13 protein-coding genes are annotated in these 12,782 nt (G+C 44.3%); 3 read left to right on the top strand and 10 right to left on the bottom strand.

Annotation, left to right across the window (positions count from 1 at the left end):
• Positions 1–58 precede the first annotated feature (58 nt).
• Both DET59_RS13800 and DET59_RS13795 read right to left on the bottom strand, forming a co-directional pair.
• Positions 59–1,435 carry a UDP-N-acetylmuramoyl-tripeptide--D-alanyl-D-alanine ligase gene (locus DET59_RS13800; RefSeq protein WP_113970235.1) on the bottom strand — a complete coding sequence of 459 codons (1,377 nt, stop codon included), beginning with the start codon at positions 1,433–1,435 and terminating at the stop codon, positions 59–61.
• 89 nt (positions 1,436–1,524) lie between these two features.
• Complete coding sequence (locus DET59_RS13795) at positions 1,525–2,595, bottom strand: D-alanine--D-alanine ligase (RefSeq protein WP_113970234.1); 1,071 nt, start codon at positions 2,593–2,595, stop codon at positions 1,525–1,527.
• Positions 2,596–2,895: 300 nt separating this feature from the next.
• Here DET59_RS13795 and DET59_RS13790 point away from each other — a divergent pair, with 300 nt between their 5' ends.
• The 3 genes from DET59_RS13790 to DET59_RS13780 all read left to right on the top strand — a co-directional run bounded on the left by DET59_RS13790 (position 2,896) and on the right by DET59_RS13780 (position 5,997).
• Positions 2,896–4,083: a dicarboxylate/amino acid:cation symporter gene (locus DET59_RS13790; RefSeq protein ID WP_113970233.1), complete on the top strand. Its 1,188-nt coding sequence runs from the start codon at positions 2,896–2,898 to the stop codon at positions 4,081–4,083.
• A 261-nt stretch (positions 4,084–4,344) separates the two neighbouring features.
• Positions 4,345–4,896: a GNAT family N-acetyltransferase gene (locus DET59_RS13785; RefSeq protein WP_113970232.1), complete on the top strand. Its 552-nt coding sequence runs from the start codon at positions 4,345–4,347 to the stop codon at positions 4,894–4,896.
• A 12-nt stretch (positions 4,897–4,908) separates the two neighbouring features.
• The gene (locus DET59_RS13780; protein WP_181778165.1) at positions 4,909–5,997 is read left to right on the top strand and encodes an NAD(P)/FAD-dependent oxidoreductase; all 1,089 of its coding nucleotides are present in this window, start codon (positions 4,909–4,911) and stop codon (positions 5,995–5,997) included.
• Between the two features lie 101 nt (positions 5,998–6,098).
• Here the strand turns inward: DET59_RS13780 and DET59_RS13775 are convergent, their stop codons facing one another.
• The 8 genes from DET59_RS13775 to DET59_RS22095 all read right to left on the bottom strand — a co-directional run bounded on the left by DET59_RS13775 (position 6,099) and on the right by DET59_RS22095 (position 12,650).
• A complete protein-coding gene (locus DET59_RS13775; RefSeq protein WP_113970230.1) occupies positions 6,099–7,523 on the bottom strand; it encodes a dihydrolipoyl dehydrogenase family protein in 1,425 nt (474 codons plus the stop codon).
• A 12-nt stretch (positions 7,524–7,535) separates the two neighbouring features.
• A complete protein-coding gene (locus DET59_RS13770) occupies positions 7,536–8,117 on the bottom strand; it encodes a CDP-alcohol phosphatidyltransferase family protein (protein WP_113970229.1) in 582 nt (193 codons plus the stop codon).
• Positions 8,118–8,131: 14 nt separating this feature from the next.
• Complete coding sequence (locus DET59_RS13765) at positions 8,132–8,791, bottom strand: TVP38/TMEM64 family protein (protein WP_113970228.1); 660 nt, start codon at positions 8,789–8,791, stop codon at positions 8,132–8,134.
• A gap of 12 nt (positions 8,792–8,803) precedes the next feature.
• Positions 8,804–9,772 carry an ABC transporter ATP-binding protein gene (locus DET59_RS13760; RefSeq protein WP_181778164.1) on the bottom strand — a complete coding sequence of 323 codons (969 nt, stop codon included), beginning with the start codon at positions 9,770–9,772 and terminating at the stop codon, positions 8,804–8,806.
• Positions 9,769–10,404 (bottom strand): ABC transporter permease, encoded by a 636-nt coding sequence (locus tag DET59_RS13755; RefSeq protein ID WP_258549675.1) that lies wholly within the window; start codon positions 10,402–10,404, stop codon positions 9,769–9,771. The genes DET59_RS13760 and DET59_RS13755 overlap by 4 nt, the downstream gene beginning before the upstream one ends.
• Before the next feature lie 172 nt (positions 10,405–10,576).
• A complete protein-coding gene (locus DET59_RS13750) occupies positions 10,577–11,440 on the bottom strand; it encodes an ABC transporter permease (protein ID WP_113970225.1) in 864 nt (287 codons plus the stop codon).
• Positions 11,418–12,512, bottom strand: a complete 1,095-nt coding sequence (locus DET59_RS13745) for an ABC transporter substrate-binding protein (protein WP_258549674.1) — start codon at positions 12,510–12,512, stop codon at positions 11,418–11,420. Before DET59_RS13745 ends, DET59_RS13750 begins: the two co-directional genes overlap by 23 nt.
• A 6-nt stretch (positions 12,513–12,518) precedes the next feature.
• Positions 12,519–12,650 carry a hypothetical protein gene (locus DET59_RS22095; RefSeq protein WP_258549673.1) on the bottom strand — a complete coding sequence of 44 codons (132 nt, stop codon included), beginning with the start codon at positions 12,648–12,650 and terminating at the stop codon, positions 12,519–12,521.
• Between the last annotated feature and the right edge of the window lie 132 nt (positions 12,651–12,782).

Below are 12,782 nucleotides of genomic sequence, written 5' to 3'. Positions count from 1 at the left end.
TCTACAAGCTCATTTTGTTCATTTCTGCTAAGGTTTAAACTTGGACGTCAGTAGAAATTTATGACTTTAATCCATCGATGACTTCTTCAAGCTTCATTCCCCTTGATGCCTTGAATAAAACCAGCTCTTCCCCTGTAATGAAGGAGGATAGCTCTTTTGTCAGGCTGTCTTTATCTGTAAATGAGTGAACACGATCAGGAGAGAAATTCTCAAGTGCACCCTTACCTATGAAACCTCCTAAAGGACCAAATGTAAACACATGCTGAACTTTTTCCGGATTGATCAATTGTCCAATTTCCTGATGAAATTCTTCTTCCTGGTCGCCAAGCTCCAGCATATCACCAAGCACCAGGATTTTGGTATGGAATCCCTCAAGCTCTGATACAAGCTGAATCGCAGCTTTCATGGAGGTAGGGCTGGCATTATAGGCATCGTTAATGATGCTTTCGCCTTTCTTGCCTTCCACCATTTCCATTCTCATCTGGGTCAGCTTTAACGACTGTAAGCCTTCTTTCATGTCATCGACACTGAGACCAAATTTACGGGCAATGAGAATCCCGGCTAGAGCGTTGTGGATATTATGAACCCCTAATACGGGAAGAAAGAATGATTCTCCTTCAGCGAGAGAAGTCTCAAAATGACTCCCTTTATTATCCATATTGACTTTTGTTGGATAAATCGTGTTGGATTCGCTTCTTCCGAAAGTCTCCACATGCTTCAGGTTGAGTGTCTGAACACCATCCTGTAACAGCGGTTCGTCTCCGTAGTATGCAAATAACCCATCAGACTTCAGGCCTTTCACAATCTCCAATTTGGCTTTGGCGATACCTTCCCGTGACCCCAGATCCTGAAGATGTGATTCTCCAATGTTGGTGATGATGGCAGCGTCGGGCTGAGAAATCTCTGATAGAAGTTCAATTTCTCCGAATCCACTCATTCCCATTTCAAGTACAGCCACTTCTGAATCCTGGGGCAGGGAAAGGATCGTTAAAGGAAGACCGATGTGGTTGTTATAGTTTCCTTGTGTTTTATGAACTCGATATTTCACTGACAACAGGTTTGCCACAATATCTTTCGTTGTTGTTTTTCCATTACTGCCTGTAATTCCGACTACCTTTAAATCCAGTTCATGGCGATATTGATTCGCCAATGACTGAAGGGCAAGCAGCGGATCTTCCACCACAATGACGGGAATATCTTCAGGTGGATTAGGAACATTGATATCCCAAAGAGCGGCAGACGCACCATTTTCAATGGCATCTCGAACAAATCGATGACCGTCCACGTTTTCTCCTTTAAAAGGAACGAACAGATTAGCATCTTCAATCTTTCTCGTATCGATGGAAACGCCTTTTACCACCACCGACTCAAACTTTGAAAGATCGTTTTTTACATCAAGCATGTTGCCTATTTCTTTGATTTTTTTCTCAAACATTCGCTTTCTCCTTTTACTCTTTTTGATAAAAACAGAGCAGGGACTGCCTTTAGACGGTGAATCCTCTGGTCAGTCCCAAGTATCGCGTGTTACATCGTATGTTTAATCGTTTGTTTGTCTTGATAACGCTCTAAGCCAAGCTCCACTAATTTTCCGATCAGGGTAGGATAGTCTACTCCTGTGTGCTTCCATAGAAGCGGGAACATACTGAATGGTGTGAAGCCGGGCATCGTGTTGACTTCATTCATATAAATCTGACCATCTTCGGTTAAGAAGAAGTCCGCACGCACAAGTCCTGAACAATCCAGGGCTTTATACGATTGAATCGCGATATTTTTCATTTCATTGTAGATGCTTCCCTCTACTTCTGCAGGAATGATGAGGGCAGTATCTCCGTCTTCATATTTCGCTTTGTAATCATAGAAGTCTTTTTTAGGTACGATTTCACCTGCAACTGAGCATTCCGGCTGGTCATTCCCTAAAACACCGAGCTCGATTTCACGTGCTTTCACACCTTCTTCGATGATGATCTTACGGTCGAACTGGAACGCTTCTTCGAAAGCCGCCTGCAATTCTTCACGCGACGTACATTTGCTGATTCCTACTGATGAACCTAAGTTAGCCGGTTTCACAAAACAAGGATAGCCAATCTCTTCTTCCACTTGTTTGTAAGCGGACTCAGGATTTCCTTTCCATGTGCTGCGGATGAACCATGTGTAATGAACTTGCGGAATGCCTGCTTGAGCAAATAAATTCTTCATGATGACTTTATCCATTCCAGCAGATGAGGCAAGGACGCCATTTCCTACATACGGAAGATTTAACAGTTCAAGCATTCCCTGAACCGTTCCGTCTTCCCCATTTGGTCCGTGAAGCAACGGGAAGATCATGTCGTACCCTTCAGACCCGGAAGGAGAGATGGATGTACTTAAGGCATTAGGGGCCAATTCTTCCCCATCCTTAAACTGTAATGCTTTCACATCTTCAACGGGAGCATTCAGTTGTGGACCTTTGATCCAGCTGCCTTCCGTCGAGATGAAAATAGGGTGAATTTCATATTTATTTAAGTCCAGGGCTCCGATTACGGCCTTGGCTGTTTGCAAGGATACATTATGTTCAGCAGATTTACCGCCGTACAGTAAGCATAACTTCGTTTTCATGTATTTAGTTACCTCCAATATTCACAATAGATGTTTCTATTTTATCACTTTCATCGGAAAGGGAAAGAATGATTCCTATGGAAAATAAAAATTACCACATTTGTCTTGATTCGAAAGACATTTAAGTCAAAGCCCATTATATATGTATGCAAAGGAAAACTAGTCCTGCGACAGGGAGTGAACAACATTATTCTGAATACATTTAAAATTTCGCCTATTTTAAAAGCTATTAAAATCTCCTCCTATAAGGTGTACAATCTTTCTATCAAAAACATTTGTATTTTCAAGGAGGACACCAAGATGAGAAAGCTAGGTTTACTGCCTAAGATCCTCTTAGGTATTGCTTTAGGTATTGTCATTGGAGCGTTTGCACCAGAGTGGTTCGTAAAAATCTTCGCTACATTTAATGGATTATTCGGTAATTTCCTAGGATTCGCCATTCCATTAATCATTATTGGCTTTATTGCTCCAGGAATTGGATCCATGGGTAAAGGAGCAGGGAAGTTGCTCGGTTTAACCACAGCTCTCGCCTATGGTTCCACGGTGCTGGCCGGCTTACTCGCCTTTACGGTTGCGAAGTCTATTTACCCAACTTTGTTAGCAAATCAAACGTCTCAATCATTTGAAAATCCCGAAGAAGCACTTCTCAAAGGGTTCTTCACAGTGGAGATGCCACCTATCATGGGCGTTATGACGGCTTTACTCATTGCCTTCACCATTGGTCTTGGAATGGCTGCCATTAAGGGAGACGCTCTTCAAAAGGGCATGAATGAATTCAGAAACATCATTGAACTTGTGATTGAAAAAATCATTATTCCGCTCTTACCGGTTCATATTCTTGGAATTTTCGCGAACATGACTCAAGGTGGACAAGTCAGTGCCATCATGTCTGTATTCGCTAAAGTATTTGTTATGATCATTCTATTACATGTAGTCTTTTTAATTTTACAATATACAACGGCTGGAACGTTAAGAAAACAAAACCCGCTTTCTATGATGAAAAGCATGCTGCCAGCTTACTTTACGGCACTGGGGACTCAATCTTCGGCGTCTACGATTCCCGTAACGCTTGAGCGCTCAAAGAAAATCGGTTCCAGGGAACGAATTGCAGATTTCTCTGTACCGCTTTTGGCAACGATCCATCTATCAGGTAGCACGATTACCCTTGTCAGCTGTGCCATGGCGGTCATGTTCATTCAAGGAGAAGCGTTACAGTTCACTCAGCTACTCCCATTCATTCTGATGCTTGGAATCACGATGATTGCGGCACCTGGTGTTCCGGGTGGAGCTGTCATGGCTGCCCTGGGATTACTTGAAACGATGTTAGGCTTTGGACCAACGATGACATCCCTCATGATTGCCCTTTACCTTGCACAAGACAGCTTTGGTACAGCGTGTAACGTAACAGGTGATGGTGCGATCACGTCGATCGTGGACAAACTCACACAGAAAAAAAAAGTACCCCTTTCTAAAATAAAAGCAAGCTGATATATGGAGGTCCGTCCCTACCAGTAGGGACGGACCTCTGTTTTCTTGTAGAAGGCCTTCTTTTCCTTATTCCCTCAGGACCATCCCCCGCAAGTGGCCGTTTTGACGAGGTGACCACCAAATCCATCGAGATACATCCTACAACAGTGATTCGTTCATATCTGGCACCCTTTCTTTTTATTCGATTAAACGAGCTTTCCTCATGAGAACGCTATTTTCTGTATAATGGAAATATTAACATGTTAAAGGAGTGCTCATGAATTGAATTTAACCGGTCAGCGTGTAACACTTAGAAAAATAGAAGAAAGAGATCTTTCTACTCTATGGGACTATATTTATGGAGAACCTTCTCCCGAATGGAAAAAATGGGATGCCCCTTATTTTGAACATAAACGCTTAACACGTGAAGAGTACATAGAATCATCCATAAAAAATAAAGGCCGCAGCGATGAATTCCAGCGCCTCATTGAAGTGGACGGAACCATCATTGGAACCATCGGATATTATTGGGAGTACGAACCCAGCAGATGGCTTGAAGCCGGCATCGTCATTTATGACCCTTCCTATTGGAACGGCGGCTACGGAACAGAAGCGTTATCCCTCTGGGTGGACCACTTGTTTCAAACAAAGGAAATCGGCCGTGTTGGCATCACCACCTGGTCAGGGAATGAACGGATGATGAAGGCCGCAGAAAAAATCGGGATGAAACTCGAAGGAAGAATGCGAAAATGCCGTTATTACAATGGAGTATACTACGACTCCATCCGTATGGGCTTGATTCGAGAAGAATGGGAGGAACAACGTCCTCTATAAAGGAGATTCATGATGAAAACAATCATCTTAGTCGGTGGCGGACACAGTCACCTGCATTGCTTAAAAAAACGGATAAAACACCTGGATGATAACGTGAAGTGGGTCCTCATTTCCCCTTCACGTTATCAGTATTATTCAGGAATGTTCTCCGGATATACGGAAGGGATCTATTCTTTAGAAGAAACGCGAATCGATTTAGAGAGATTGTGTGAGAACGCTGAGTGTGAATTCGTCGAAAGGACCGTTCTATCGATCGACCCTGATCAGCAGCATCTTCTAACGGACAAAGGGGATATCTTCACTTACGACTTTGTTTCCTTCGACATTGGATCCCGCAATGACTCATTGAAAATCGAGGGCTTACACGAACGCAATCTTCCAATCAAACCAAACTATCGTTTCCCTGAGCAAATAGAAAAGTTGCATAACAGCAGGAAAACCGTCTTTATCGGAGGCGGGGCGGCGAGTATTGAAATGGCATTGTCATTGCAGGCATGGAAGGTGGACAACGGCTTTAAGGATCATTTGGTAACGGTTGTTCATTCCTCCCCCCTCCTAGAAAAGGCCGGTTCCCATTCTTCGAAAAAAATAACAGGGCTGACTCTTTCAAAAGGGGTTGAGCTACATCAGGGGCGCGTTGAAAAAGTAGATGAGACTCGCGTATATGCTGATGACGGCACAAGCATCGACTACGATGAAGTGATTTTTTTAGGAGGACCTAAAGCACCTCCCCTATTCGGGAGCAGTATTTTACCGACAGATGAAAAAGGTTTTCTGCTGGTGAACAGCTATCTTCAATCAGTGGAATATCCCAACGTATTTGGAACCGGGGATTGCGCGACTTTAAAGGACTTCCCGGATATCCCGAAAAATGGGGTGACAGCTGTACGCCAAGGACCTGTCCTGTGGAAAAACCTGAACGGAGCTGCGGCAAACGGAACAATCATTCCTTTTGAGCCCCAGGAACGCTACCTTGCGATTATGTCGGTGGGAGATAAGCGAGGCTTTTTGACATACGGATCGTTTTCATTGGTCAGCGGCTGGGCCTGGCGGTTGAAAAATTGGATTGATGTGCGGTTTGTGAGGCGGTATGGTGGGTGAAATGATAGGTTTTGTTGTTCGACATTTGTTGAGCCAAGGGGTGTACACATTTCCACCAAAAAAACGCAACCGCCTCCCAGCAGTCGCGCCTCCTACATCCATCATCTGAAAATCTCAACAAACTTCTTACTAATCACAGGCAGCACACCATCAAACAACTTCTCTCTCCAATACAGATCCGCTACCTGCTGGACGGCTGCAGCGTGATTCGGGTAAGGATAGACCATATTGGACAGTGCGCCGATTTTGCTTCCTTTTTCCATGGCGAACACGACGGGTTGCATCCAATCTCCTGCGCCGGAACCGACTGCGTGGGCACCGAGGATTTTCCCACTTTCGTCTGTGATGATTTTGACGAGGCCATCTGTTTTGTGATTTGCCACGAACCGATCGACTTCGTCTAATGTTTTTTTATAGACTTTGTACTCTAATCCTTTTTCCACAGCCTCTTCCTCGGTTATCCCGATATGAAAGATCTCAGGTGTGGTATAGGTGGTCCATGGCAGTTTGTTATAGGAAATTTTACGTTTCAAACCGAATACGGCATTTTGGACGACAAGCTTCCCTTCCATTCCTGCCCCATGGGTGAATGGATATTGACCGTTGACATCCCCAATGGCGAATATGTGAGGATGGTTCGTTCTGAGTTCATCATTCACTTGGATGAAGCCCCGACTGTCCACCTCGACTCCGGCAGCAGATAGATTTAAAGACTCCGTACCAGGCTTTCTGCCGGTAGAGAGGAACAATAAATCGCCTTCCACCGTGTGTTCTACACCGTCCTTCACATAGTGGACCACTTTCTCACCGTTCATCTCAGAAACACGTTTAATGTCCGCTCCATACACAAACTGAATATCCTTCTCCAATATACCTGTTGCTGCTTCACGGATTTCCTTATCTTCCTTCACCAGTATCTCATCGTGCTTCTCCAGGACAACGGCTTCCGATCCCAAATGAGAGAATGCTTGTGCCAGCTCTAAACCAATCGGACCTCCCCCGATAAACACGACTCGACGGGGCAGTTCATCCACTTCAAATACCGTTTCATTCGTGTGATATTCCACGTCTTCCAAGCCTTCAATTCCAGGAATGAGCGGACTTGATCCTGTTGCAATGACTATTCTTTTCCCGGAGATCCGGTCCTCTTTTTCTACTAAAATCGTGTGAGGGTCAAGAAACTCTGCTCCTCCGAAATAAATATCAACCCCTAATTGCAGGAATCGATTGGGATCGTCATGCTGTTGAATGTGGGCAATGGCTTCTTTGACTCTGTCCTTTACCATTTTCATATCGACGGAGCCCTTTGTTTCGAAACCGTAATCATGGCTTGTCCGGATCATAGCCACTTCTCTCGCCGATTGGATGAATGCCTTGGATGGAACGCATCCAAAGTGCAGGCAGTCTCCACCCAGAAGTCCGCTTTTTTCGATGAGGGCCACTTTTGCGCCAAGAGATGCGGCTCCCGATGCGACGGTCAGTCCACCTGCCCCTCCGCCTATTACAATTAAATCGTATTGATCCATCTTGATCTCTCCTTATGAAAGTAATCGTTTCGCTTCTGAAAATCGCTGTAAGCCCGTGTACAATTCCACTGCAAAAAAAAGGAGGGTGGTCCACAGGACGATGGACGGAAATAGCATCATGACGCTGAACAGAATGAATCCTTCCGTCCTTTCAGCAAGTCCTGCTTGATAATAAAAGGATTTCATCCCCTGTTTCTCTGATACGGCTCCGACTGTCAGGAAAATGGTCATGGAAATAATGATGGATACGCTTAGTAAAAGGAGCGCCCACATAATCTCAGGGTGTAAGAAAGCAACGCCCAGAATGACACTGATCTCGACGATTCGATCAAAAGTGACATCCATGACTGTTCCGAAGGGAGATGGTTTGGTTAATCGGGCCATGGTACCATCCACCGCGTCCAAAAAGCCGGATAACCATAATAAGAGGACGGCTAAGATCGGGAATCCTAAATAATAGACCAGACCTGCAGCTGAACCTACTATAAAAGCAATCAACGTCACCTGATTGGCTGAAAATCCCCTTTTCAAAAATAAACGTGCTGTTCCCTCTATACTTGGCTGCACCCACTTACGGGCATGCGTATCTAACATGTGTTCCCCATCCTTTACTTGTCCTCTTTACTCGATAATCCCAGCCATGCCTTCATTTTTTTCTTAAAGATTAACGGCACGATGATCATCATCAAGAAAAAGCCGATGGCAATATATAAATTCGTTCGATCTTCCCCTACCAAGCTTGACCCGAGAAATACATACCCAAACGTACCAGGTAAAATCCCGATGGCTGTAGCGATGATGAAAGGGGTGTATCTCACCTTCCCCATGCCGGCAAGGTAACTGATGAGATCGAAGTTCAAAAACGGCACGAGCCGTAATAGTAATACATAAACGAAGCCGCTCTCCTCCATCTTCTCGCGGATCTTGATCATACGTGGAGACGGTCTTTTTAATAGTTTTTCCCCAAGGAAGCTTGCAGTATAATAGGCTACCGTTGCTCCACCTAAGGCCCCGATCAGAATGTAGATAAAGCCCTCAAATGCACCGAAAGCAAGACCTGCAGCCAATGAGAGGATGGAAGCGGGAAAAAGAATCAGCGGACGAATCGTATAGACGATAATAAAAACAATGGGAGCCCAAATACCATAAGACACGATCCAATCTCTGATGTCATGAGGCTTTACATGAAAAAAATTCCGGCTCAGCCACATGAGGAGCAGTAATATGGCAATGAACAACAGGATCTTACCGATTTCCTTCTTCTTCATTCTTCTTCCCTCCTATTCCTCTTTCTGAAACGTTTGGATGCTCTCTTCCTCTGCATAAAGCCAGATGTCTTCAGTAGAAGCCTCTAGTTCAATGGGTAAATTTAGCTTCTGCTTTAGTTCATCCACCCATACTTCATAGAGATTGGTCCCTGCTACAAATAACTTTTGGATCACAGTCCCTTTCCATCGTGGCAAGGAAGAGTCAGAGACGTCGCAGCTTACCTTTATGCGGGAAGCGTGAATGAATTGTTTCTGATTCAGGGTGAGACCGTCACTCATGAAAGATGCCACAAATGGGGTGTGTGGCCGATAATAGATATCCTCCGGTGTTCCTATCTGCAAGAATCTCCCGCTCTGTAAAACAGCCACCCGATCTCCAAGTTCATATGCTTCATCACGATCATGGGTGACGAATATGACGGTTGTTTCTTCTTCTTTAAAAATCTGCCGGACCCATTGCCTCAGTTCCTTCCTCAGCTGCAAATCCAGACTGCTGAAAGGTTCGTCCAAAAGCAAAAGCTTCGGCTTCAAAATCAGAGAACGAATAAGGGATACCCGCTGCTGCTGACCACCGGAAAGCTCAGAAGGATAATGATGCATCACTTCTCCCAGGCCGACTCTTTCAATATAGTTCATGGCTTTTTTCTTGTTTTCCCTTTTATTTCTTACCTTCATTTCCAACCCGTACATGACATTTTCAAGGACATTCATATGAGGGAATAATAATGGCTGTTGAAAGACCATCCCAATTGGGCGTTTTTGAGGCTTTAAAGAGGTGATATCGTTCCCATCAATATACGTATTCCCTTCCGTCGCAGACTCTAACCCGGATAGAATGCGAAGGAATGTTGATTTACCAGACCCGGATGCTCCAACCAATGTAAGAATCTCCCCTTTTTTCAATGAGAACGTCACGTTGGTTAAAATCTTTTTATCTTTAAACGATTTGGTTAACTGATTAATTTCTATGAATGAACTCAAAGGTTCTTCCTCCCTCTTGGATGTTGATAAGGGAGTAAGAATTTCAAACACCCTTCCAGAATGATGTAAAGCAAGATGGGAATGAGGGCGAACACGATGGAGAAGGTTGCCATCACCGCTTCATCTGCCGTATCGGTAAAAGGATAATAGACCATCGAGAGCGTCACGACATTCCCTCCCCCAATAATCGCTGTAAGTACATACTGACTCAGGCTGATGACAATCGTCAGGAACAAAACACTCCGAATGCTTGGAAGAAGCAAGGGCATTTCAATATGGTAAAAACGTTGAAAACCTTTGCCTCCAAGCATAGCTGATTGCTCGATTAATTTCGTGCCGATCCTCTCATAGCCTGTTTTGAACATTTTAATACTATACGGAATGGTGGGTACTAAGTGAACGAGAGCCACGCCGGTCCAGTGATCAGCCAGTCCATATCGTATGAACGTAATATGAAGTCCGATCGCCACCACCAAAACGGGGAGGAATAGCGGAAACATAAGAACTGCTTCCACGACGGACTTCCCTCTGAACGACGATAATGAAAACACTCTTCCTGAAGTAACGCCAATCAGAAGATTGATCGCCAGTACCACAATGGCAATCCAAATGGAGACACCAATCGAATCCACGAATTCCCCCTCATTTATCAGCACCTGCCACGCCCTTAAACCAGGTTCAACAGGAACGGGACTCCCCCATCTCCAAACACCGAAAAAACTTTTATAAAATAAAAATAAAAAAGGAAATACAAAAAGAAGGAAGGATAGGATATAAAATAACGATTTTCTCATGTGAACACCTCTAATTTCCAATCCCTTTTGTCATGTGCATTCGTTTCTTGTTTGTGAAGTAAATAAGGAGCCACATTACGAACCCAATGCCAAGCCCGACTAATACGAGTGAGGCGAAAGCCAAGGGACGGTCACTCCAGCTGCCACTGTAAAACCAGTCGTAAGCAAGGATGGCCAGCATTTGCGGTGACGTCACTCCCAGAAGCCGGGGAACTTCAAATGCTGTAAAAATGAAGGCGAACAGAATCGCTCCGGTTTCCACGAGAACAGGAAGGATAAATGGCCATTCTGCCACCCAAAATGCTTTATAGGGACCCGCGCCCAGTAAAGAAGCGATCTCTTTATAGCTTTTAGAAAGCGTCGCGTAAACAGGTAACAGCATCAGGGTAACAAAGGGTACCTCCTTCCAGACATACGTCAGAATGATTCCGATCCCCTTCCGGTCCTGGACCAGGATCGGGAATTGACTTCGGTCGTCGATCCAACCGGCCATTCCGAACATATTGGAGAAAAAACCACTTTGATTAAAGAGCAAATAGACGAGATAAGCCCATACAAAATGGGGAACCAGCATGGGAATCCATACAAGAAGTTTATGTTTAGTTTCCTTTAGTAAAGGTGAGAATGCCTTCACAATCCCCAATCCAATACAAAGAGATAGAATGGTCGAGATGGAAGTCACAGTCCAACTGAAGAGAAAGGATGTCACAAAACGCTTCTCTTTGAATAAATCAGCGTAGTGCCCGAATGTGATTGTTCCTTCACTTCTAACGCTTTCCAGTAGAGCAAGCACGATACCAAGCCCCGGAATGAAGATAAAAAAGAGTAGGGCGGGAATGAGGAGAAACGTGTTATTGACTCTCTGCCACTTCACGAATCCAGTTCTCCTTTAACCATTCCACGTACGCCGCATCCAGTTCTCCCCTATAGGTCTCTTCAAGTATAGATGCCTTCAGTACACTTCCTCCCCGATTCACGCTCTTAAATTTATTTCTCCATTCCTCATTCAGCTTTTCATAGGAAATAGGTGAACTTTCCCCCCAGTAGTCAGGCTTTACTTTCTCGAACTGAGCTTCAGGAGAGAGTAGTTCATTGATGGCCACCAGCGCTCCTTCTTTGTTGGGGCTATTGAATGGAATAGCCAGGAAATGAGTGTTCCCGATTGATCCCACATCGTTTAATACGAATGACTTTGTGCTTTCCGGGAACACCCCATCTTTGATCAAATGTTCTGCTCTCGCTTCGTTGTATCCCATCGTCATCCAAACCTCTTCCTGGCTATATAGCTTATCAAGGTCTGTTAATGTCGCGGGGTACGTTTCTCCTTCTCGCCACAAGAACGGCTTCATGTCATCCAGCTCTTTCCATACCTCTTCCCCCATCTTCTCTGCTGTTCCCTCGTCGAATGAAGACTGAGCTAAATCCCGGTCCGATTTCGCATAAAGAACATGTCGAAGAAATGCATTCCCGGTAAAATCGGCCGGATTAGGATAGGTGAATTTCCCGGGATGCTCTTTCATGAATGCTATTAATTCATCGAAGCTGGAGGGGGGATTTTTCACTTTTTCGCTATTATAAAAGAAGACAAATTGAACCTTTCCCCACGGTGCCTCATATCCTTCTGTTTCCGTCCCGAAGTCATATTGAAATGCTTGAGTTTCTGTATCATAATATTTCGTGAAGTTTGGTAACTTATCTGTAAACGGACCTGCAAGCAAGTCATTTTCTTTTGCATTTTTAAAGTTTTCTCCATTAATCCATACGATATCAATCGTTCCTTTCTCTTTGCCCGCCCGCTTCTCCGTTTGTAGCTTTTGCAGAATTTCCGGTGTATCCAAAGGTACTCGATTTAACTCGATATTATTTTTTTCTTTCAGCATAGGAGCAACTACGTCATCAATATAACGGTTAATCCCATCGTCACCGCCCCACATGAAGAGATTCACTTTCGTTCATTCTGCATCAGACGTGATGGTTTCCCAATCTTCATCGGGAAGTTCCCCCCTATCAGTTGCATTTGAAGGACCACAAGCAGATACTAATAGTAAGGAAATAAAACCAATAATAGCCAACCATTTTTTCATACACCTTGCTCCTCTGCTCTTTTTCTATAATTCTATTGTACTGAACCTCCAGAGAGAAAAAAGTAATCTGCCTTACATATGTAAAACTATGCCCTTGTAAAGGAAGAAAGAAACAAGTTCAGCACATCCTCA

Source organism: Rossellomorea aquimaris (assembly GCF_003315075.1).
Lineage (GTDB): Bacteria > Bacillota > Bacilli > Bacillales > Bacillaceae_B > Rossellomorea > Rossellomorea aquimaris_C.
This window is presented reverse-complemented; position numbering and strand designations above follow the sequence as displayed.